The organism is Aeromonas rivuli (genome assembly GCF_020149575.1).
Taxonomy (GTDB): domain Bacteria; phylum Pseudomonadota; class Gammaproteobacteria; order Enterobacterales; family Aeromonadaceae; genus Aeromonas; species Aeromonas rivuli.
The window spans coordinates 905828-927786 of sequence record NZ_CP079742.1 but is presented as its reverse complement, the minus strand read 5'-3'; the positions used below and the strand labels follow the sequence as shown (position 1 = coordinate 927786).

Genomic DNA, 21959 nt, shown 5'->3' with positions numbered 1-21959 from the left:
TGAACCCATCACCCCCTTGTCAGCCGGTGCCATGGCACCCGATTTCACCCTGCAAGATCAGGATGGCCAACCAGTTCGCCTGAGCGATCTGCGCGGCAAGAAGGTACTGGTCTACTTCTATCCCAAGGCGATGACCCCGGGTTGTACCACCCAGGCCTGCGGCCTGCGCGACGTCAATGCGGAGCTGGCCACCCTCAATGTGGAGGTGCTTGCCATCAGCCCGGATGCCAGCACACGCCTCAAAAAATTCGCACAGCGCGACAGCCTCAATTTCCGGCTGCTCAGCGACGAAGACCATGCCGTGGCAGATGCCTTCGGGGTCTGGGGTCCGAAGAAATTCATGGGCAAGGAGTATGACGGCATCCATCGCCTGAGCTTCCTCATCGACGAAGAGGGCAAGATTGTCCACCGCTTCGACAAGTTCAAGACCAGCAACCACCACCAGGTGGTGCTGGACTTCGTCAAGGGCTAAGCCCATCCCCGCAACCGGGGCTGTCATCCCAGCCATGGCTGGGATGAGACAGATGAAACAAGAGAGGGCCCGGGGCCCTCTCTTGCTGTGTGCCGTTGTGCCGCACTCTCTTTGATGCCCCACGTTGGGCACGGCCCGACTCACCGCCAGGTTTTTTGACGACAACTCCCCTTCGAGATCAAAAAATTCATCTGATATCTGGGTTAACTTGGTGCCAGTTTCATCTTGCAGCGAGAAAACCCATGAACATGAGCCACACCGAGCGCCTTATCCTCAGCAACCAGTACGAGATCCTGGCCAAGCTCAACCCGGAGCGAGCCGCCCACTATCAGCGCGCCAGTACCATCATCGAAAAGGGTTACTGCCTGCAGATCCTCGAGCTGGAAAAACACTTCGGCCACCTGGATCTGGCCACCTGCCAAGGGGTGCTGGACACCCTGGAGCTGCACCATGCCCTGGCCATCTCCTGGGGGAACCTGGATCCGGTCAATCAGGGAGAGATAGCAGCCAGCCGACTGCGCTTCAACGGCTACAGCCGCAGCCAGGAAGCCGCCCTGGCAGACTATGTCTGCTTCCTGCTCGAGGTGGACAAGCGCTTCCCCGAGCTGGACTGCCCCTGCGACGAACTCTCCAGCGACATTGCCATGGGTGACAAATACCAGCGGATGCTGGCGGTGTGGCGCCAGTGTCCACGTCAGTACAAGCTCTCCATCCAGGAGATCCGCAAGATCCTGGCCGCCTGAGGGTACCGCCGATGCACAACCCGACCGATAAAAAAGGCGCCCCGGGGCGCCTTGATGCATCAAGCTGGGCTCACTCGTAGAGGAAGGATTTATCGAGCTGCTTGAAAGCGGCGTTGAGGGTATCGGCCAGCTCTTCATAGCGAGGCTGGGCCACCAGCTGACGGCGGCCACCCTGCTCGTTCATCTTGCTATTGATCTCCCGATACCAACTGGCCAGAGAGGGCGGCAGGCGGGTGGCGGCACGCTGGCCGAGCCAGTAATAACCTTGCAGCGGCAGGCTGAGCAGGAAGAGCACGCTGGTGATGACCGAAGGCCAGTAGTAATCCTGACCAAACTGGAACTGCAGCATGATGCTGAGCACGGCCAGGGCCGGGATCACCTTGAGGGCAAACTCGGTGGCGCGGATGACACGGTTTTCAGGAAACAGCGGATTGAGCTCGGGACGGCGCGGCCAAATCGTCATATAATGTCGGCCTTGCTGTAACTTAGTTCCAAAAGAATTCATGCTCATATTACCTCCGAGCTAATTTTGAACGTATTAACGGCAAAACCGCGTAAAAATTTGATGGAACATAGCAAAGGTTTAGGATGACTTTGTTATTTTTCAACAATGAGGTTATCCTTTGTCCGCCTATTTTTACCGCCAGTGGCCCCTCGGGCACCCATCGGCAGGCGTCAGGATTTCGGGTCTTGTATCACTATACAAGGGGCAAGCAACAGATTGCCAACCCTCATAAGGATAAGTTGAAGATGTTGGACGCCTTTGCGTCCGTGCAGTCCTCCTACACAACCCAATCTGCGATAGGATTTATTCATGAGTAAGCTGGTTCTTGTACTTAACTGTGGTAGCTCTTCCCTGAAGTTTGCCGTGATCGATGCCACCACAGGCGACGACCTGCTGTCCGGCCTGGCCGAGTGCTTCGGTCTCGACGATGCCCGCATCAAGTGGAAGCTCAACGGCGAGAAAGGCAGTGCCGATCTCGGCGCCGGTGCCGCCCACCAGGAAGCGCTGGACTTCATAGTCAACAAGATCCTGCCCCTGAATCCGGCCCTGGCCGAGAACCTGATCGCCGTCGGTCACCGTGTGGTGCATGGTGGTGAGAAGTTCACCTCCTCCGTGGTCATCACCAACGAAGTGGTCCAGGGCATCGAAGATTGCGCCACCCTGGCCCCGCTGCATAACCCGGCCCACCTGGTCGGCATCCGTGCCGCCCTGAAAGTGTTCCCGCATCTGGCCGACAAGAACGTGGCCGTGTTCGACACCGCTTTCCACCAGACCATGCCCCAGGAAGCCTTCCTGTATGCCCTGCCGTACAAACTCTACAAAGAGAACGGCATCCGTCGCTACGGCATGCACGGTACCAGTCACTACTACATCAGCCTGGAAGCGGCCAAGATCCTGAACAAGCCGGTCTCCGAGCTGAACATCATCAACTGCCACCTGGGCAACGGCGGCTCCGTCTGCGCCATCAAGAATGGCCAGTCCGTCGACACCTCCATGGGTCTGACCCCGCTGGAAGGTCTGGTGATGGGTACCCGTTGTGGTGATATCGATCCGGCCATCATCTTCCACCTTCATGACAATCTGGGCATGAGCGTGGCCGAGATCAACACCATGCTGACCAAAGAGTCCGGTCTGCAGGGTCTGACTGAAGTCACTTCCGACTGCCGTTTCGTCGAAGACAACTACGACAGCAAAGAAGAAGCCAAGCGTGCCATGGACGTTTACTGCTACCGCCTGGCCAAGTACATCGGCGCTTACGCTGCCGCCATGGATGGTCGTCTGGATGCCGTGGTCTTCACCGGTGGTATCGGTGAAAACTCCGCTCCTATCCGTGAGATGGCCCTGAACAAGCTGGCGCTGCTGGGCTTTGACGTCGACCACGACGCCAACCTGAAAGCCCGCTTCGGCAAGGGTGGCGAGATCTCCAAGGCTGGCTCCACCAAGGCCTTGGTTATCCCGACCAACGAAGAGTGGGTCATTGCCCATGACGCGCTGGATCTCGTCGGCGCATAATTTAGCTGTAGAGCAAGGCCGCCCCAGGGCGGCCTTTTCCTGATCCCAAAAAATGAACAAGGGGTAATAAGTGGCACGCACTATTATGCTCATCCCGGTCGGCACTGGTGTCGGCGTAACTTCCGTGAGTCTTGGCGTGGTTCGCGCCATGGAACGTCACGGTGTCAATGTCAGCTTCTTCAAACCGGTTGCCCAGCCGCGTCCGGGCGAGATTGGAGCCGAGCGCTCCACCGCCGTGATCCGCGCCGCTGCCAACATCAACCCACCCGAGCCCTTCGCCCTCTCCTACGCCGAGAACATGATCACCACCAGCAACACCGATATCTTGCTGGAAGAGATTGTGGCTCGCTTCGAAGGGCACGTGAAAGCCAGCGGCGCCGAAGTGGTGGTGGTCGAGGGCATGGTGCCCACCGACAAACAGCCCTTTGCCAACAAGCTCAACTATGACGTGGCCAAGGCGCTGGACGCCGACATGGTATTCGTCACCCACCCGGGTCATGACTCCAGCCAGAAGCTCAAAGAGCGCATCGAACTGGCCTGCTCCAACTTCGGTGGCGTCAACAACCCCCGCATCGTCGGCTGCGTCATCAACAAGGTGGGCGCACCGGTGGACGAGCACGGCGTGACTCGCCCCGATCTCACCGAGATGTTCGAGGCCCATCACCACACCACAGATGCCGCCCATAACCTGGAAGTGCTGCAGGTGTTTGGCAAGAGCCCGCTGCGCATCCTGGGTTGCATTCCCTGGAACACCCAGCTGATCGCCCCGCGCGCCAAGGATCTCTCCAAGCACCTGGCCGCCAAGATCCTGCACAAGGGTGAACTGGACAGCCGTCGTCTGCAGACCGTGACCTTCTGTGCCCGCTCCATCCACAACATGGTTGAGCACTTCCGTCCGGGCAGCCTGCTGGTTGCCTCCGGCGATCGCTCGGACGTCATCGTCTCCGCCTGTCTGGCCGCCATGAATGGCGTCAAGCTCGGTGCCCTGCTGCTGACCGGCAACTATCACCCGGAACCGCAAGTGATGGCCCTGTGCCAACAGGCCATGGCCACCGGCCTGCCGATCATGATCACCGGCACCAACACCTGGCAGACCGCGGTCAGCCTGCAGAACTTCAACGTCGACATCCCGGAAGATGACCGCGAGCGGATCGAACTGGTGCAGGACTATGTGGCTGGCCACATCGACAAGCACTGGATAGAGTCCCTCTCTGCCAAGTCCACCCGCTCCCGTCGTCTGAGCCCGCCTGCGTTCCGCTATCAGCTGACCGAGCTGGCCCGTCAGGCCAACAAGCGCGTCGTGCTGCCGGAAGGGGAAGAGCCGCGCACCATCAAGGCTGCCGCTATCTGTGCCGAGCGTGGCATCGCCCGTCCGGTGCTGCTGGGCAACCCGGAAGAGATCCGCCGCGTCGCCGAACAGCAGGGTGTGGTGCTGACCGATCGCGTCGAGATCATCGACCCGCTGGAAGTGCGCGAGCGCTACGTGCCGCGTCTGGTCGAGCTGCGCAAGAACAAGGGCATGACCGAAGTGGTTGCCCGCGAGCAGCTGGAAGACAACGTGGTGCTGGGCACCATGATGCTGGAGCGTGGCGAAGTGGACGGTCTGGTTTCCGGCGCCGTGCACACCACCGCCAACACCATTCGTCCGCCGATGCAGATCATCAAGACTGCCCCGGGTTCGTCGCTGATCTCCTCCATCTTCTTCATGCTGCTGCCTGATCAGGTGCTGGTATACGGTGACTGCGCCATCAACCCGGATCCGAGCGCCGAACAGCTGGCCGAGATTGCCATCCAGTCCGCCGACTCCGCTGCCGCTTTCGGCATCGAGCCGCGCGTCGCCATGATCTCCTACTCCACCGGTACCTCTGGCGCCGGCGCGGACGTAGAGAAAGTGCGTGAAGCGACCGAGCTGGCCAAGGCCAAGCGCCCCGACCTCATCATCGACGGCCCGCTGCAGTACGACGCGGCCATCATGGAGAACGTGGCCAAGTCCAAGGCACCGAACTCACCGGTTGCGGGTAAAGCCACCGTGTTCGTGTTCCCGGACCTGAACACCGGCAACACCACCTACAAGGCGGTACAGCGCTCCGCCGAGCTGGTCTCCATCGGCCCCATGCTGCAAGGCATGCGCAAGCCGGTCAATGACCTGTCCCGTGGCGCCCTGGTGGATGACATCGTCTACACCATCGCCCTGACCGGTATTCAGGCAGCCCAGGCAGAGGCCGAGTAATAGCCCCGCTCTGCCATCTTGCAAAAACCCGCCTCCTGGCGGGTTTTTTTATGGCTGGCGGGCATTATGTTGATCCCCCAGATCAAATCCGGATCCGGTCAGATCTCGCCCCAGCGCCTAGAGCCTTCGCCAATAGTGGCGCAGCGCCTGAGCGAACACTCACATTCGCGCCAGGGGATTGAGCAATTGCACTCCAGTCGAGATCAGAATGAAATACTCTTTTAAGATCAACTAACTAACGCTAGACACACCGCTAATCTACAGACTTTTCCACAGCTTTTGTGGATAGTTTCTGGATCATTTGAAAGAAAACAACAGATGCAGATGGTGCCTCTTGGTGTACCTTGCCTCATGCTCATGGCTTGTTCATCCCTTGCCGACTCACTAGAGTAGAGCCAGACAGAGAGGGGAAGACGAGATGAAGATACTGATCACGGGGGGGACAGGTTTTATCGGCCGCAAGTTAGTCGCCCACCTTAAAGTACAGCATCAGGTGGTGGTATTGAGCCGTCAGGGGAGCCATGCGTATCAACTGCTCGGCCACGATGTGCAGCTGATTGACTCCCTGGACCGGCTCGACCATCTCAACGACATCGATGTGGTGATCAACCTCGCGGGGGAGCCCATCGCTCAGGGGCGCTGGAACCCGGTTCGCAAGCAACAACTGTGCGATAGCCGCTGGCTGCTGACCGAACAGCTGGTCGATCTCATCAAGCTCTCCACCACCCCCCCCAAGGCATTGCTTAGCGCATCTGCCATCGGCTGGTACGGCCGCCAGGATGACAAGCCACTGGATGAGGGGTGCGATCACCCCAGTCTCGAGTTCACCCATCAGCTCTGCAACCGGTGGGAATCCCTGGCCCTGGCGGCCAGCAGTGAACAGACCCGGGTCTGCATATTGCGCATTGGCCTGGTGCTGGGGCTAGATGGCGGCGCCCTGCCCAAGATGCTGCCGCCCTACAGGGTCGGGCTCGGCGGCCCCATGGGTGAAGGTCGGCAGGTGGTCTCCTGGATCCACATTCAGGATCTGGTGCGCGCCTGGCTGTTTCTGCTCGAGCATGACGATTGCCAAGGCATCTATAACGGCACGGCGCCCACCCCGGTCAGCAACCGGGAGTTTAGCCAGCAACTGGCCAAGTCGTTGAAGCGCCCCCACCTGATGCGCATTCCCGCCTGGTCGCTGCAGCTCATGATGGGCGAGGCCGCCGACCTGCTGCTCACCGGGCAAAGAGTCCTGCCGAAACGGCTGCAGGACGCAGGCTTTCATTTCAGCTTCCCGGCCCTGCCCCAGGCGCTTTGCAATCTGCTGGAACGCCCCCCATCGAGCCCGTAACCAGAGATCCTCAAATAAAAACGCTTCATCCCGGCGGATGAAGCGTTTTTTCTTTTTCTCCGGTATCTACTTGGGTGGGCCCTTAGAGCAGCCCCTGGCCCAGGCCCCGTAGTCGATCGCTCAGGGTGCCCGCCAGCAACTGGCGCTGCATCCCCTGTCCGGCCAGGGTGACCAGCAAGGCACCCAGCACAGGCAAGCCCAGCCAGATGAACCAGTGGAACTGCCACTGCCCTTCAAACCAGAGCAGTTGCAGAGCCAGGGAACAGATCTCCACCACGGCCGCCCCGCACAATCCCGCCAGCAGGCCCGTCGCCACCAGCTCCCAACGCAACATGCGCTGCAGCAGCTCACTGCTCGCCCCCAGGGTGCGCATCAGCAGCAGCTCCCTGCGTCGGCTCGCCATGCTGGCCTGGGTCTGGGTCAGCAACACCAGCAGGGCCGCCACCGTCACCAGCCCCAGCATCAAGGCCAGGGCCCGGCTCACCTGTTGGGAGACCTGGGTCAGCCGGGCGATCAGATCATCCACATCGATGAGGGAGACGGTAGGATACTGACGTATGAGCGCCACTTCGGCGCCCTTGCCGCTGCTTGGCAACCGATAGCTGCCAAGCCAGGTCGGCGAGAAGTCAGTCAGCAGATCCGGCGAGAAGATCATGTAGAAGTTGGGACGCATGTTGTCCCACTTGATATGGCGCAGGCTGGTGACGCTCGCCTCGAACTCGCGCCCCTCGATGTTGAAGCCCAGTGTGTCGCCCAGCTTGATGCCCAGCCGCCCGGCTACTTCATCATCTACAGAGACCTCGCCTTTGCCCGCCAGCCAGCGCCCCTGGGTGATGCGGTTATCGGCAGGCAACTGCGCCGTGCTGGTGAAGTTGAGTTCCCTGTCGATTCCCTCCCGGCCATTGGGCCCGATGAGGTCGCCGGCAATGCTGGTCAGGCGGCCACGCACCATGGGGTAGAAGTCCGAGGTGACGGCACCCGCTTCGCCGAGAGCTGCGAGTATGGGAATGCGCTCCTCGCTGCTGATGTTGACCAGGAAGCGATTGGGCGCATCGGCGGGCAAGCGGGCGGAAAACTCGTCGAGTAGATCGACCCGGGCCGCCCACAGCAAGCCAAATAACATGAGTGCAAGGGCGAACCCCGCCAGCTGGAACAGACCGGCACCTCGCTCCCTGGAGAGATGCGCCAGGGCCAGACGCAAGGCGTGGGGCCCCTGGAGGCGGCCGCCGAGCCTGAGCAGGCCCGCTGCCATCACGGCCAGCAATCCCATCAGCAGCCCCATGCCCGCGACCAGCCCCAGGGACAAGCCCAGCTCGGCGGTGAAGCCCCACACCAGGGCGAACAGACCGAGCAGACCCACCGGCAGCGCCAACCAGGGGGGGACGCTCGCCGACAGCTCACGACGCAGGACCCGCAGCGGTGGCACCTTGAGCAGGCGCAAGAAGGGGATGAAGGCGAGCAACAGGGTGATAAAGAGCGCCACGGCCACCCCCAGGGCGAATGGACGCCAGGAGGGGGGCGGCAGATCCGCAGGCAAGAGGCCACCGAGCAGATGCAGAGTGAGCCACTGCATGGCGCTGCCCGCCACCAGGCCAAGCAGAGCGCCTACCAGGGTGAGGCAGAGCAGCAGGGTGCCCATCAGGCGCCACAGGGTTCCTCGCGAAGCCCCAAGCGTCTTGAGCAGGGCCACCATGCTGGTCTGGCGTTCGGCAAAATGCCGCACGGCTATGCCCATGGCCAGGGCACCAAGCAAGACCCCTGCCAGGGACGCGAGCCGGAAGAAACGCTCGGCATTGGCCAGGGAGCGCCCCACCTGTGAGCCTTTGTCATCCGGGGTGACCCACTTCTGCCCCGTCACCAGCTTGGGTTTTATCCAGGCTTCGAAGCGAGCTATGTCGGCCCGCGTTCCCTGAAACAGGTAGCGCCACTGCTGACGGCTACCGGGCAGCAAGGCGCCGGTTGCCCCTATGTCATCACTGTGGATCAAGGCACGCGGCGCGAGCAGAAAGGGGCTAAATCCCTGATCCGGCTCACGGCCAAGCAGACCCGCCACCTTGAGATGGGTATTGCCCACCTCAAGCGCCTCCCCCACCTTGGCATCGAGCAGTTGCATCAGCCGTGGCGACAGCCAGATCTCGCCCGGTTTGGGGGCTTGCTGAGGGGTCAGCTCCAGGGTGCCATAGAAGGGGAAACCACTCGGTACCGCACGAATAGAGGCGAGCTGAAACGCCTCGCCGTGAAACAGCATGCTGTTGAAGCTGACCGTGGCTTGCACCGCCACCTTGTCCTGCTGCGCCCTGGCCAGCAGATCGGGACTCAGGGCCCGGCTCGTGCCCAGGGCTCTGTCTGCCGCGATAAAGTCACGACCCGAGGCCTTGAGGCCAGCGTCCAGCCGATCGGCGACCAGGGCCACACTCAGCACGCAGGCGACGCAGAGCGCCAGCGCCAGCACGAACCAGCGCAGCTCGCCACTGGCCCCTTCCCGGCGCAGCAGACGCAGCGCCAATCGTAAATGCATCATTATTGGGGCTCCCTCACGGTTTGACGCTCATGCCATCCTGACCGCATCATTGCGACCTCCTCATGCGCTGACATCCTGTTAACTGGGTCATGACTGCTCTCTATCGACATAAAACCGGATCCCGGGGCCAGCGTCAGGCACGCACGGCGCTGCTGTCATCGCGGTCATCGCGGTCATCGCGGTCATCGCGGTCAGCAGCATGGGACTCCTCACCCGGGCTGCCCTGCAAGCGGCCACTTGCCATGGTCAGTTGGCGCTGGCAACGCTGAGCCAGTGCCAGATCATGGGTGACCACCACCAGGGTGGTGCCATGGGTACGGTTGAGTTCGAACAGCAGCTCGATGACGGTATCCCCCGTCTTGCTGTCGAGGTTGCCGGTCGGCTCGTCTGCCAGCAGCAGGCTGGGTCTGGTCATGAAGGCGCGCGCGATGGCGACCCGCTGCTGTTCGCCACCAGAGAGCCTGGGGGGCAAGTGATCCAGCCTGTCTTTCAGGCCGACCGCCGCCAGCAGCTCGCGGGCCCTGGGTTCGCAATCGCGCTCGCCACGTAACTCGGCAGGCAGCATGACGTTTTCCAGGGCGCTCAGGGTTGGCAACAGCAGGAAGGATTGGAATACGAAGCCGATGTGATCGGAGCGCAAGCGGGCGCGCCCCTCTTCATCCAGCTCGCCGAGGGAGTGACCCTGAATGCGGATCTCGCCGCTACTGGGCAGATCCAATCCGGCCAGCAGGCCGAGCAGGGTCGATTTGCCCGAACCTGAGGCACCGACCAGAGCCAGGGTCTCCCCCGCCTTGACTTGCAGCGAGATCCCCTCAAGGATGGTCAGATTGTCACTGCCAAGGCGCACAGACTTGCCGAGGTTGCTAATCGAAATGATGGGAGTTGAAGTCATGGCGCGTATCCTGTTCGCCTTAATGTGGGTGATGGCCTGTGGCCAGTTGCAGGCACAGACACTGTTGGTGCTGGGCGACAGCCTGAGTGCCGGTTATCAGATGCAGGCCGAGCAGAGCTGGCCTGCCCTGCTCCAGCAACAGTGGCAGCAAACCGGTGGCCAGCATCAGTTGATCAACGCCAGCATCAGCGGCGAGACCACGCAAGGGGCCCTCACCAGACTGCCTGTCTTGCTCAAGGAGCACAAGCCGGACTGGCTGCTGATCGAGCTGGGGGGAAATGATGGCCTGCGCGGTTTCCCGCCCGCCATCACTCGCCAGAATCTGGCCAAGATGCTGGCCATGGCCAAGCAGCAGGGGATCCACACCATCCTGACCCAGATCCAGCTGCCCCCCAATTACGGGACCCGTTACCTGCGCCAGTTCGAAACCATATTCCCGGATCTTGCCAAGGAGAATGAGCGGCCACTGCTGCCCTTCTTCCTCGATGATATTGCCACTCGCCCTGAACTCATGCTGAATGATGGCATCCACCCCAAGGCCGAGGCACAGCCGCTCATCCGCGACAAGGTGGCCCGCTTCGTCGAGCCCTTGCTGACTCACTGACAGGCTCTTGTAGAACCAAAAAGGTCAGCAGATGCTGACCTTTTTGGTTGCTGAACCAGCCCGATAGTCTGTCAACCCAGCAACTGACGCAGCCGCTCCTGGGCGACCCCCACCAACAGGTCCGGCTGGAACTTTGAAATGAAGCGGTCACAGCCGACCTTCTTGACCATGGCCTCGTTGAAGTTGCCACTGAGCGACGTATTGAGGGTGATGAAGAGATCCTGCATGCGCGGGTCGCTGCGCACCTCGTGGGTGAGGCGGTAACCATCCATCTCCGGCATCTCGGCATCGGTGATCATCAGCAGTATTTCGTCGGTCACTCTCTTGCCCGCATCGCACCAGCTCTTGAGCAAACGCAAGGCCTGCAGGCCATCCTGACATTCGATCACTTCGAGTCCGAGTTGCGCCAGGGTATCGCGGATCAGGTTGCGGGCCGTGCTGGAATCATCGACGATCAACACCTTGCGCCCCTGCATCTGCGGCAGCAGTTCTCTATCCAGCACGGCGTCGGAGATGCGGATGTCGTAGGTGATGATCTCGGCCAGCACCTTCTCCACGTCGATGATCTCGACGATCTGCTCGCTATCGCCCTCCCGCAGGCGGGTGATGGCGGTGAGGTAGTTGGCGCGACCCGCCGAGCGCGGCGGCGGCAATATGTCCTTCCAGGTCATATTGGCGATGTTGGCCACCTGGCCGACCAGGAAACCCTGAATGGTACGGTTATATTCGGTGATGATGAGGTTGGCCTCTCCCTCCTGGGCTTGGCCGCGCATGCCGATGGCGCTGCGCAAATCGATGACGGGGATGGAGACACCGCGGATATTGGCCACGCCGCTGATGTTGTGATGAGAGCCAGGCATCTTGTTCAGGTGGGGCAGTTTCACCACCTCGCGCACCTTGAACACGTTGATGGCAAACAGCTGACGGGAGCCGAGTCGAAACATCAGCAACTCCAGGCGATTCTCCCCTACCAGCTGGGTACGTTGATCCACTGAATCCAATATGCTCGCCATGATTGCCCTTCTCTCCCAATCCGAATGCGGTCCAGTATAGGGACTCGCCGATCCCGGTACTATGGCCATTACTATGTTATGTCGGCCGCCACCGGGATTTTCTTGATAAAAAAACGGGGCCAGAGGCCCCGTTTACATTGTTAATCTCTCTCTCAGTAGCTGCAAACCAGCTTCCAGCTGCCATCACCCGCCTTGGGCTCGGAGCTGGTCCACCAGTTCGCCTGCCAGACCGCACTGCCATTGGTCATGCGATCGTTGCCATTGGCGTGGTCCCCTTGCGGCCAGCTCGGGTAAGCCGGATAGGCCGCCGGATTGACGCTCTGGGAGCTGCAGGTCGTGCCGCCCGGGCCAGGGTTGCTGCCGCCGCCCAGTACCGCCTCGGCCAGAGCCGGGAAGTCGGACTTCAGGCCTATGGTCTGGCTACCGCTGACGAGGCGCACGCCACTTGGCACACCGGCTGCCGGCAGGTAATAGGTCATGGCGACCTCAACATCCGTCCCCGGTGCCCAGGCCTTCCAGCCCGGCAGGGTCAGGGCCACCTTGTGGAAGTCCTTCTCATTGGCGATGCCGTCGGAGTTCTGGTTGCCACCGCTCTCGACCACTGTCAGCCCCATACCGCTCTGATCCGTAATGGTGTCAGAAGTGGAGGTGGGCATCAGGAACTCGATGCGGGTGCCGCCCGGAATGGTCTGGGTGGAGTTGTTGGTCAGCTTCAGGGTCGGATTGATGGGATAGTTGGAATCCCCCTCCTTGAAGCCAGTCAGGCTGACGGCAATGTCGAGCTGAGCGGCCGGGGCAGGCAGATCATTCTGCTGCAGATGGGCTTTGCTCGCCGTGGCGAACTTGTCATACGCCAGACTGGTGAGGGTGCTGCCCATGACATATTCGTTCTTGGCCGGATCGAAATCATAATCCCCTGCCATCTCCCAGAACATGACGCCACCCAGACCGCGCTTGATGATGTAGTCCAGCTTGTGACCCATGGACTCTTCATCTTCGGTGGAGAGGAACACTTTCTTCTCTTCGTTCCACAGCCAGGGCGCATGGGCCTTGTCATCGTAGTAACGCACGTACTGACCCTGGATCACGTCAGCCGGGTTATTGGCATCCAGACCCCAGGCGGTGCCATAGCTGGGCAGGGTAGTGATGCCGAGGCTGGCCGCGTGCTCCAGGTTCTTGGCATGCCACATGGGCACGGCGCCACCGCCTATCTCGTTGCCGTTCTTGTCCAGATCGTGCCAGATGTTGTCGATACCGACCGCGCCATTGCCACAAGGGATGGTGCTGCCCCCGGTACCCGGTTGGCAGTCGCTCTGGCTTGGCAAGGCTGCCTTGCCATTGAGACCATGGGTACCACCGGTCACCCCTTGCCAGCCACGGGTGTAATAAGGAACACCCACGTTGATCTTGCCAGCCGCCATGGCACCACGGAAGTAGTGCGCCGCCCAGGCTGCGTTCAGATAACCGATGGCACCGAACTGAGCCTGGTTATAGACACCCCACTGGGCCAGTTCCGGATCTGCCTTGTTGTCGAACAACGCGGCGTTATGGGCCACGAAGTTGTTCCAGGCACCGTGGAAGTCATAGGTCATCAGGTTGACGTAATCCAGATACTGGGTGACCTGGAAGTTCTCCATGCCACGCAGCAGATAGGCCGACGCCGGCGACGCTATGGTCAGCATGTACTTGCGATCATCTTCGGTGCCCGCGTTGTCGAGCCGCTCGCGCAGCGTCTTCATCAGCACTTCATAGTTCGCAAACAGCTTGCCCCGACACAGATTGGAGAGTGGGAAATCATTGGGGTTACCCGCATCCTTCATGGAGGTCGGATATTCGTAATCGATATCCACCCCATCGAAGCCGTACTGGCGAATGAAACTCACCGCCGAGTTGGCCAGCGCATTGATGCCAGCGGTATTGACCGAGCAGTCACCCTTGGTGGTGGCGGCATAGAAACCACGGGTATCGGCCCAGCCGCCCACGGAGATCAAGGTCTTCACGTCTGGATACTGTTTCTTGTACTTGGAGAGCAGGTTGAAGTGGCCCTGATAGGCAAACTCCGGATCCATTTCGGCGCCCGGCACCCCTTCCCAGGTCAGCTTGGTGGCGGCGTCATCCACCTTGATGAGGTGACTCTGCTCATCCACGGCGGCGAACGCATAGTTGATGTGGGTGATCTTGTCCCAGGGGATGTCGTTTACCAGATAGGAAGGCAGACCGTTCTTGCCGGTACGCCAGGAGGTGAAGTAACCGATGACGCGGCGGCCATGGTCATCCCCCATGCACTCGCTGCCATCGGCGCGATAGATCTGGCGAACGTCGCAGGAGAGATTGCCACCGGTGGGCGGCAAGGCCGCCTCTTCGATGCTGACCGACACCGGGGCGGACTCCCCCGACAGGTTCTGGCTGTCTACGGCGACCAGGGTCAGCGCGGCGCTCCCCTTGGTCTGCGGCGTCCAGCTCAGCTGCCAGGGGGCACTGCTGTCCTCACCCGCCTTCTTGCCATCCACATAGAGCTCGACCCTGGCCACATCGTTGTTGGCATCGGTGACATTGCCGGTCACTGTGACGGCGCGACCCAGGGTGAGTTTGGCCCCGGCGGCCGGGCTGGTGATGCTGGCCTTGGGTGCCTCGGGGGCAACCACGGCCGTCACCGTCACACTGACCTGAGCTTCATCCAGGTTCTTGCCATCCTTGTCCAGGGCGCGAGCCGTGATTTGATGAGCGCCCACTCCGCTGGCAGCCCAACTGGCTGACCAAGGGGCAGAGGTCGCGGCAGCCACCTGACTGCCATCGACCAGATAGACCACCTGGGTCACGGCGCTGCTGCTACCGGCCAGGCTGACGGCCAGAGCCAGTTCTGCACCCACGCTCACCGAGCTGCCCGCGGCCGGGGAAGAGAGTGTCAGGTCCAGGGCAGGGGGAGTCGTATCCTGATACAGCGTCCAGGCATCGGCCCAGACAGTACCTGTGCCCGGGGCGTAGTGAGAGCTGGCACCGCTGCACCAGCCGGAGTAGGGGAATGCTTTGCATTGGTAGAGGCTACCGATGTTGCTGACGATGTCGCCAGCCTTGTAGGCGGTGCCTGCCTGATAGGCGGGGTAAGCCGCGAGTGCCCAACCGGGCAGGGACGCGAGGGCGACCAGCATGGCTAGCCGACTTGGTCTTAAGACTTGTTGCATCTTGTTATCATCCTTGTTTTTTGTCTTGGCAAAACGCTGACCAAGGCAAAGCACAACCGCAACAGGTACGACGAAGAAGACAAGTGACGATGGACGCGTCACTGACTCTTACCTGGGTAACCCCGCTATCCTGGACCCTGGAGTCGGTAGACCGGAGGCTTTGCGTCCCGGTCTTTCAACCGGTTTGCTCTTTACCTGGATTCCATCTGGAACGGCCCGAGTATAGGAAGTCGCCCGCAAATGCTCAATCTTCATTCACAAAGGAAAATATGTTTGGGCGGAATACAAAAAACGCAGAAAAAGTAGCCAAAATGCCGCGAACAGCTAGCAATTAACACGATTATCAGCACAAGCATCGACACCGATATGCCCGAAACCACTGATATCATGCGCTGGAACTGTGAGCCACCTCATGACTAGGACGCCATACGATGATTGATGAGACGACAATTCACGTCGGGAAGGGGAGCGAAGAGCAGATGCACATAGCAAAAAGGCCACCGCGATGCGGTGGCCTTTAGCTTTCTTGTAACAAGAAATTGGTGGAGCTACGCGGGATCGAACCGCGGACCTCTTGCATGCCATGCAAGCGCTCTCCCAGCTGAGCTATAACCCCGAAATCTTTACTCTTTAGACAATCGGTTCTGGTGTCCGTTTGCCTTACTACGAAATAGTGGTGGAGCTACGCGGGATCGAACCGCGGACCTCTTGCATGCCATGCAAGCGCTCTCCCAGCTGAGCTATAACCCCGAAATCTTTACTCTTTAGACAATCGGTTCTGGTGTCCGTTTGCCTTACTGCGAAATAGTGGTGGAGCTACGCGGGATCGAACCGCGGACCTCTTGCATGCCATGCAAGCGCTCTCCCAGCTGAGCTATAACCCCACAAAGATCGGCCTGGGTGATACACACCGCACTGCCCTGGGTATTCGTCAATCAAGAATCTGGTGGAGCTACGCGGGATCGAACCGCGGACCTCTTGCATGCCATGCAAGCGCTCTCCCAGCTGAGCTATAACCCCTTAGATTCCAGATTGTTCGAGGAGAATTTGGTGGAGCTACGCGGGATCGAACCGCGGACCTCTTGCATGCCATGCAAGCGCTCTCCCAGCTGAGCTATAACCCCAACTCACCTCGGCGCTACCAAAGTTATCTCCGGCAACGGAGGCGCATGATAGGCATCGACCGCTTTGCTGTCAACCCAAAAATACCCCTCGTTGATGCGTTTAGTCAAAATTCAGGCAGTTAGCTGTTTTTACCGGCAACCCTGTCGCTATCTTGCTGTTTTTGGTCACAAATCACTCTTGGGTACAAACAACAAGGGCCCCCGAACGGGAGCCCTTTTTCTATGGCAATGAATCGACTTATTCGGCGGCCATCCGCGCTGCGATGTAGGCCAGCGCGCGGTCGAGACGAGCTAGCACCCGCTCCTTGCCAACCAGTGTCATCACGGCGTCGGTGATGCCAGGGGAGTGGCTCAGACCGGTATTACTCGGCTGCCATACGCGCTTCGATATAAGCCAGCGCGCGGTCGATACGGGCCGACGCCGCTCCTTGCCCACTAACGCCATCACGGCGTCGGCGATGCCAGGGGAGATTGGCCCAGACCAGTATTACTCGGCTGCCATACGCGCTTCGATATAAGCCAGGGCGCGATCGATGCGAGCAAGTACCCGCTCCTTGCCAACCAGTGCTATCACGGCGTCGATACCCGGGGAGAGATTATCCCAGACCGGTGACGGCAATGTCCGACGGCAAGCTTACTCGGCTGCCATCCGCGCTGCGATGTAGGCCTGCGCGCGGTCGATGCGGGCGAGCACCCGCTCCTTGCCCACTAACGCCATCACGGCGTCGATGGCCGGGGACTGACCCAGACCGGTGACGGCGACGCGCAGCGGCATGCCGACCTTGCCCATGCCCTGACCCAGTTCGGCGGCGGTGGCTTCAATCAGCTCGTGCAGCGCCTCTGTGGTCCAGGTCTCCAGGGCAGCCAGCTTGGCCCTGGCCAGGGTCAGCGGCTCGGCCGCGACGCCGCGCAGGTGCTTCTTGGCGGCGGCTTCGTCCAGCGCTTCGTACTCTTCGAACAGATAACGGCTCTGGGCGGCCATCTCCACCAGGGTGTTGCAGCGCTCGGCCAGCAGGGTCACCACCTCAGGCAAGGTCGGCCCCTTGCTGGTATCAATGTTCTGCTCCGCCATGTGCCATGCCAGATGCTTGGCGACATAGGCCGGATCCAGGCTGCGCATGTAGTGGTTGTTGAGCCACAACAGCTTGTCGGTGTTGAAGGCGGATGCCGACTTGGAGATGGCATCCAGGCTGAACAGCTTGATCATCTCGTCCAGGGTGAAGATCTCCTGATCGCCGTGGGACCAGCCCAGACGCACCAGGTAGTTCAACAGGGCTTCCGGCAGGTAGCCGTCGTCGCGGTACTGCATCACGGACACGGCGCCGTGGCGCTTGGAGAGCTTGGCGCCGTCGTCGCCCAGGATCATGGAGACGTGGGCAAACTCCGGCACGGGCGCGTTCAGGGCCTTGTAGATGTTGATCTGGCGCGGGGTGTTGTTGATGTGGTCTTCACCACGCACCACGTGGGTGATCTCCATGTCCCAGTCATCGACCACCACGCAGAAGTTGTAGGTGGGCGCACCGTCGGTGCGGCGGATGATGAGATCGTCGAGCTCGCTGTTGGCGAACTCGATGCGGCCACGGACGTGATCATCGAACACCACTGAGCCTTCGGTCGGGTTGCGAAAGCGGATCACGTGGGGCGCATCGGCCGGGTGATCGTGAGCGGCATCCCGGCACTTGCCGTCATAGCGCGGCTTCTCGCCGCTGGCCATCTGACCTTCACGCAGCGCGTCCAACCGCTCCCGCGAGCAGAAGCACTTGTAGGCGCGGCTGTCGGCCAGCATCTCGTCGATCAGGGCGTTGTAGCGATCGAAACGCTTGGTCTGATAATAGGGACCCTCATCCCAGTTCAGCTCCAGCCATTCCATGCCCTCGATGATGGCGTCGATCGCCTCCTGGGTGGAACGTTCCAGATCGGTATCCTCGATACGCAACACGAACTCACCGCCCTGGCTTTTCGCATAGAGCCAGGAGTAGAGCGCGGTACGGGCACCGCCGACATGCAGGAAACCGGTCGGGCTGGGCGCAAAACGGGTTTTGACTTTCATCTTTAAGCCTTGTGTAGAGGGCCTTGGGCCAATGCGTTAGAAAAACCGCCGCATTTTAGCACTCCCGCCCCCGGATGGGAAAACTGGACATTGATCACCCCCTTCAAGATGAGCAACCCGGATATGCAACAGGCTCTCCCCTGGGAGAGTCGAACCTAAACCCCAGCAACGGGGCCGAACAACAGGACGGTAACGCTCAGCGCTCCCAATGGGGAAATCTGGGCCTGCGCAGGGCAAGCATGAATCCCTTTCTCCCCGGACATGAGGAGGATCGCAAAATATCTCGCTATTTTCGGCTCTACTGCTAACAAAAGCTGGAGCTTTCAGCTAATCCGCCGATATTTCAGCCAACTTCACCCTACAACAAGGAACGCATGATGCAGTTTCGTTCTATTTCACACCGCATACTGGTGATGGCCGGGATCGCCATGACCCTCGCACTGGTGATCCTCATCTTGCAGACCCAATATTCGGGCCGCCAGACTCAGCAACTGACCGTCAGTTCCAGCCGCGAAGCCCTGCAAGAAGAGGCATGGCAGAAAGTCAGTGCCGAGGCCCGCGCCGAGGCGGCCGCCATCACACAACTGCTGCAAAAGGGGCTCTCTTACACCCAGCAGATGGCCAGTGTACTGACCCTGCAACAGGAGGGGCTGCTCAACCTCAGCCGTCCACAGGTCAATGATCTGCTCAAGGCCCAGCTCGCCCTCGAGCCACAGCTCTATGGTGCCTTCGCCGGTTTCGAGCCCAATGGCTTTGCTGGCGATGATGCCCTCTTCGCCGGTCAGACTGAACTGGGCAGTGACCCCCAAGGCCGCTTCGTGCCCTACTTCTATCGTGATGGCACCAAGATAGGCTCGGATCTGCTGCTCTCCATCGAGAAAAGCGACACAGACAGCTTCGGCAACCCGGCCAACGACTACTATGCCTGCCCGAAACAGCAAGGCCAGGCCTGCCTCATCGACCCTTTCAAGGTCGACATCAACGGTCAGCAGGTGTTGGTGAGCACCATCACCAGCCCCATCATGGTCAAGGGTCAGTTCAAGGGGATAGCGGCGCTGGATCTGACGGTAGACTCCATCAATCAGCAGGCCAGGCACCTCAACAGCAACATCTATGACGGCAAGGGTGAGACATTGATCGTCAGTGCCGCCGGGGTGATCACCGGCACCAGTGGCGATGCGGCCCTGCTCGGTGGCCCGGCCGCACAACTACTCGGTCAGGAGTGGCGTCAATACCTCAAGCCAGAGGTGCAGCGCCAGGAACTCAACGAGGCATTTCGGATCTCTGTGCCCATTCAGGTACCTGGCATGCACCGCAACTGGGCCATCATCGTCACCCTGCCCTATCAGGTGGTGCTGGCCCGTGCCGATCAGCTCGAAGCTCAGCTCAACGACCTGAACCGTGCCGCCATGAGCCAGCAGCTGATAGGCGCCCTGCTGGTGCTGGGCTTGGCCCTGGCCGCCATGCTGTTTATTGCGCGCAGCATCACGGGTCCTATCCGGCAGATGGTCAGCTTGGTGGATGACATCGCCGATGGCGAAGGAGACTTGACCAAGCGACTCCAGGCTCACTCAGTCGACGAACTGGGGGATCTGGCCAAAGGCATCAACCGCTTCATCGACAAGCTACAGGGGTTGCTCGGCGATGTACTCTGTACCGCCAGCGAGGTGAACCGTCACGCCGGTGATACCGATCGCATCGCGGGTCAGACGGATCGCAACCTGCAATCTCATCAGGCGGAGATGGAGCAGATGCTGACCGCGGTGCAAGAGATGTCCTATGTCAGTCAGGAGGTAGCGACCCATGCCAACAACACCGCCGACTCCGCCAAGCAGGCCCAGAGCGCGGCCGATGAGGGCAAGGTACGCTTCCAGCAGGTGATCCAGTCGATGCACAAGGTCGCGACGGAGGCTGGCCGGGGGGCCGAGGTGGTCGAAGGGCTGGCCCGGGACAGCGAGCAGATCACCAGCATTCTCACCGTCATTCAGAATATTGCCGATCAGACCAACTTGCTGGCACTCAATGCCGCCATCGAAGCGGCCCGGGCCGGGGATCAGGGCCGTGGCTTTGCCGTGGTGGCCGATGAGGTGCGCCAGCTGGCCCGCAATACTCAGCAGGCGGTACAGAACACTCAGGAGCTGCTCGAGAAGATACGTCACAGCTCGACCAATGCCGTCTGTGCCATCAGTCTCAGCCAGCAATTGACGCAACAGGCCGTGACAGAGGCGGATCTGGCAGAGGCCGCCCTTGGCAGCATCTATCAGGCCATCGCCACCATCAATGACATGACCTACCAGATAGCCTCCGCCGCCGAGGAGCAAAGCTCTGTCTCCGAGACGGTCTCTGGCAATCTGGCCCAGACCAACATCCTGGCAAATGACATCGCCCAGGATGCGGCCGAGACCGCCAACGCCAGTCAGGCGCTGCGTCAGGCGGCGGAACGATTACAGCAATTACTGGGACAATTCCGACTGCGCTGATAATTTTCCTGTCACGGGCTCTCCCCCTCGGGGACGAGTCCGTTTACCATAGGCGCCTGATTTGCCTGATGGCAGGCAATTGTAGTGAGAGGTAACTGCCGTGCCCACCCCGGATCGTCGCCCCCGTGGCCATAACAGACGAGCACAGCGTCATAAAGACGAGTCTCAAGGATCCCTGCTTGAACGTATCAACGCCGCCAGCCTGCCCCTGCGCCAGCAACTTGGCCAGACTCTGGGGCAGCTGAGAAACCGGGATGCCAGCCGGCCCAAGACGGATCAGGGCCGCAAGTGGCAAACCCCTCTGCCCCGCAAGCACTGCATCGCACTGCTGATCCTGGTGCCAGTCTGGTTGATCCTGCTGGCCTGGGAACCTGCGCCCAGCGCGCCGCAAGCAGCCCCCTCCGGCGTGCTCAGCGTGCCCGTCGCTATCCCTGTCCAAGCCCAGAACGCGCTGCGACAGCCGCAAAATCAGGCAAAGGTTGCCGTCGAACCCGAACCGGTCAATGGCAAGTGGCTGCGGCACAAGGTGGCAGCGGGCGAAACCCTGTTCTCCCTGTTCCGCCAGTTTCAGTTACCCGGGGTCGAGTTGAGCCGCCTCATTGCCATTGAGGGGCCGGACAGACCGCTGACCCGGATGCAAACCGGCAAGTCACTCAACATCCTGGTCGGAGACGATCAACGGATCCAGCGTGTCGAGATCCGGGACGACTTCCAGGTACTCTATCGTTACGATCGCCAGGGTGAGGGTTTTGCGCTCAAGGAGTAAGGCATTCAAGGCGCCGAACAGAAAAAGGAGGCTTGATGCCTCCTTTTTCATGCTCAATCCCTGCCGACAACGGCTTGATTGACCAATAGTTTTACCTTGCTCAAAAAATGAATCCTCGAAAATTGACAAGGATCCGCGCTCACGTACAATCGTTTTTGCTTTAAACAGGGACTGTTGAGCACGACTGAGACGGTTAAACAGGTCAGTCATGCCCTCCCCCTGTCTTCTAGGCAAACCCTGCCTGTACCAGGCGTTAGTTTCATTTTGTTATAGATAGGACTTACACATGTCTGACATTCGCACCGGCCAAGTCAAATGGTTCAACGAGACCAAGGGTTTCGGCTTCATCGAGCAATCCCAGGGCCCGGACGTTTTCGTTCACTTCTCCTCCATCCAGAGCACTGGTTTCAAGACCCTGGCCGAAGGCCAGAAGGTTCAGTTCACCGTGACTCAGGGTCAGAAAGGTCCGCAGGCTGAGAACGTTACCCTTCTCTAAGCAGCCGCCTTGCTAGGAGGAGATCTCTCCTCCTAT

15 protein-coding genes, 5 tRNA genes, 1 pseudogene and 1 riboswitch are annotated in these 21959 nt (G+C 60.3%); of the genes and pseudogenes, 9 read left to right on the top strand and 12 right to left on the bottom strand.

The genetic code is table 11. The annotated features are described in order from the left end of the window. The first annotated feature begins 7 nt into the window (after positions 1–7). Together bcp and KYK33_RS04395 are read left to right on the top strand one after the other, a co-directional pair. Positions 8–472 carry a thioredoxin-dependent thiol peroxidase gene (gene bcp, locus KYK33_RS04400; protein WP_224432944.1) on the top strand — a complete coding sequence of 155 codons (465 nt, stop codon included), beginning with the start codon at positions 8–10 and terminating at the stop codon, positions 470–472. Between the two features lie 242 nt (positions 473–714). Then, positions 715–1215 (top strand): YfbU family protein, encoded by a 501-nt coding sequence (locus tag KYK33_RS04395; RefSeq protein ID WP_042040331.1) that lies wholly within the window; start codon positions 715–717, stop codon positions 1213–1215. Between the two features lie 70 nt (positions 1216–1285). Here the strand turns inward: KYK33_RS04395 and yfbV are convergent, their stop codons facing one another. After that, a complete protein-coding gene (gene yfbV / locus KYK33_RS04390) occupies positions 1286–1726 on the bottom strand; it encodes a terminus macrodomain insulation protein YfbV (RefSeq protein ID WP_042040332.1) in 441 nt (146 codons plus the stop codon). A 303-nt stretch (positions 1727–2029) separates the two neighbouring features. Between yfbV and KYK33_RS04385 the strand changes: the two genes are divergently transcribed. The 3 genes from KYK33_RS04385 to KYK33_RS04375 all read left to right on the top strand — a co-directional run bounded on the left by KYK33_RS04385 (position 2030) and on the right by KYK33_RS04375 (position 6795). Next, positions 2030–3232 (top strand): acetate kinase, encoded by a 1203-nt coding sequence (locus KYK33_RS04385; RefSeq protein ID WP_224432136.1) that lies wholly within the window; start codon positions 2030–2032, stop codon positions 3230–3232. 70 nt (positions 3233–3302) lie between these two features. Then, positions 3303–5462 (top strand): phosphate acetyltransferase, encoded by a 2160-nt coding sequence (gene pta, locus KYK33_RS04380; protein WP_224432135.1) that lies wholly within the window; start codon positions 3303–3305, stop codon positions 5460–5462. A 418-nt stretch (positions 5463–5880) separates the two neighbouring features. After that, positions 5881–6795 (top strand): TIGR01777 family oxidoreductase, encoded by a 915-nt coding sequence (locus KYK33_RS04375; RefSeq protein ID WP_224432134.1) that lies wholly within the window; start codon positions 5881–5883, stop codon positions 6793–6795. A gap of 82 nt (positions 6796–6877) precedes the next feature. Here KYK33_RS04375 and KYK33_RS04370 read toward each other — a convergent pair whose 3' ends face one another. Together KYK33_RS04370 and KYK33_RS04365 are read right to left on the bottom strand one after the other, a co-directional pair. Further along, positions 6878–9316, bottom strand: coding sequence for an ABC transporter permease (locus tag KYK33_RS04370; protein ID WP_224432133.1), 2439 nt, complete (start codon positions 9314–9316; stop codon positions 6878–6880). Between the two features lie 133 nt (positions 9317–9449). Further along, on the bottom strand, positions 9450–10208 hold the full coding sequence (locus KYK33_RS04365; protein WP_224432132.1) for an ABC transporter ATP-binding protein: 759 nt from the start codon (positions 10206–10208) through the stop codon (positions 9450–9452). Between KYK33_RS04365 and KYK33_RS04360 the strand changes: the two genes are divergently transcribed. Then, complete coding sequence (locus KYK33_RS04360) at positions 10207–10812, top strand: arylesterase (RefSeq protein ID WP_224432131.1); 606 nt, start codon at positions 10207–10209, stop codon at positions 10810–10812. The genes KYK33_RS04365 and KYK33_RS04360 overlap by 2 nt on opposite strands. Positions 10813–10883: 71 nt before the next feature. On the opposite strand, the gene KYK33_RS04355 is transcribed toward KYK33_RS04360, so the two are convergent. From KYK33_RS04355 to gltX, 9 genes and pseudogenes are all read right to left on the bottom strand, one after another. Further along, a complete protein-coding gene (locus KYK33_RS04355) occupies positions 10884–11825 on the bottom strand; it encodes a chemotaxis protein CheV (protein WP_042040342.1) in 942 nt (313 codons plus the stop codon). 152 nt (positions 11826–11977) lie between these two features. Further along, complete coding sequence (locus KYK33_RS04350) at positions 11978–15007, bottom strand: glycosyl hydrolase family 18 protein (RefSeq protein WP_396021379.1); 3030 nt, start codon at positions 15005–15007, stop codon at positions 11978–11980. 112 nt (positions 15008–15119) lie between these two features. Beyond that, positions 15120–15206: riboswitch (cyclic di-GMP riboswitch) on the bottom strand. Positions 15207–15547: 341 nt separating this feature from the next. Further along, a tRNA-Ala gene (locus KYK33_RS04345) sits at positions 15548–15623 on the bottom strand. Between the two features lie 58 nt (positions 15624–15681). Continuing rightward, positions 15682–15757 (bottom strand) — tRNA-Ala (locus tag KYK33_RS04340). Positions 15758–15815: 58 nt separating this feature from the next. Then, a tRNA-Ala gene (locus tag KYK33_RS04335) sits at positions 15816–15891 on the bottom strand. A gap of 60 nt (positions 15892–15951) precedes the next feature. Beyond that, positions 15952–16027 (bottom strand) — tRNA-Ala (locus KYK33_RS04330). Positions 16028–16055: 28 nt separating this feature from the next. Then, a tRNA-Ala gene (locus KYK33_RS04325) sits at positions 16056–16131 on the bottom strand. Between the two features lie 487 nt (positions 16132–16618). After that, positions 16619–16754: pseudogene (locus KYK33_RS04320) on the bottom strand (glutamyl-tRNA synthetase); the annotation flags it as partial. Positions 16755–16765: 11 nt separating this feature from the next. Beyond that, complete coding sequence (gene gltX / locus KYK33_RS04315) at positions 16766–18181, bottom strand: glutamate--tRNA ligase (protein WP_224432129.1); 1416 nt, start codon at positions 18179–18181, stop codon at positions 16766–16768. A 377-nt stretch (positions 18182–18558) separates the two neighbouring features. Here gltX and KYK33_RS04310 point away from each other — a divergent pair, with 377 nt between their 5' ends. The 3 genes from KYK33_RS04310 (at position 18559) to KYK33_RS04300 (ending at position 21923) form a co-directional block, all read left to right on the top strand. Next, positions 18559–20661 carry a methyl-accepting chemotaxis protein gene (locus tag KYK33_RS04310; RefSeq protein WP_224432128.1) on the top strand — a complete coding sequence of 701 codons (2103 nt, stop codon included), beginning with the start codon at positions 18559–18561 and terminating at the stop codon, positions 20659–20661. A gap of 100 nt (positions 20662–20761) precedes the next feature. Continuing rightward, positions 20762–21427 carry a LysM-like peptidoglycan-binding domain-containing protein gene (locus KYK33_RS04305; RefSeq protein WP_224432127.1) on the top strand — a complete coding sequence of 222 codons (666 nt, stop codon included), beginning with the start codon at positions 20762–20764 and terminating at the stop codon, positions 21425–21427. Between the two features lie 286 nt (positions 21428–21713). After that, positions 21714–21923 carry a cold-shock protein gene (locus KYK33_RS04300; RefSeq protein WP_005317918.1) on the top strand — a complete coding sequence of 70 codons (210 nt, stop codon included), beginning with the start codon at positions 21714–21716 and terminating at the stop codon, positions 21921–21923. Positions 21924–21959: the final 36 nt, after the last annotated feature.

Coding starts and splice junctions, on each gene's coding strand:
- KYK33_RS04395 (WP_042040331.1), top strand. CDS start 715: ATGAACATGAGCCACACCGAGCGCCTTATCCTCAGCAACCAGTACGAG.
- yfbV (WP_042040332.1), bottom strand. CDS start 1,726: ATGAGCATGAATTCTTTTGGAACTAAGTTACAGCAAGGCCGACATTAT.
- KYK33_RS04385 (WP_224432136.1), top strand. CDS start 2,030: ATGAGTAAGCTGGTTCTTGTACTTAACTGTGGTAGCTCTTCCCTGAAG.
- KYK33_RS04375 (WP_224432134.1), top strand. CDS start 5,881: ATGAAGATACTGATCACGGGGGGGACAGGTTTTATCGGCCGCAAGTTA.
- KYK33_RS04370 (WP_224432133.1), bottom strand. CDS start 9,316: ATGATGCATTTACGATTGGCGCTGCGTCTGCTGCGCCGGGAAGGGGCC.
- KYK33_RS04360 (WP_224432131.1), top strand. CDS start 10,207: ATGGCGCGTATCCTGTTCGCCTTAATGTGGGTGATGGCCTGTGGCCAG.
- KYK33_RS04365 (WP_224432132.1), bottom strand. CDS start 10,208: ATGACTTCAACTCCCATCATTTCGATTAGCAACCTCGGCAAGTCTGTG.
- KYK33_RS04355 (WP_042040342.1), bottom strand. CDS start 11,825: ATGGCGAGCATATTGGATTCAGTGGATCAACGTACCCAGCTGGTAGGG.
- KYK33_RS04350 (WP_396021379.1), bottom strand. CDS start 15,007: ATGCAACAAGTCTTAAGACCAAGTCGGCTAGCCATGCTGGTCGCCCTC.
- gltX (WP_224432129.1), bottom strand. CDS start 18,181: ATGAAAGTCAAAACCCGTTTTGCGCCCAGCCCGACCGGTTTCCTGCAT.
- KYK33_RS04310 (WP_224432128.1), top strand. CDS start 18,559: ATGCAGTTTCGTTCTATTTCACACCGCATACTGGTGATGGCCGGGATC.
- KYK33_RS04300 (WP_005317918.1), top strand. CDS start 21,714: ATGTCTGACATTCGCACCGGCCAAGTCAAATGGTTCAACGAGACCAAG.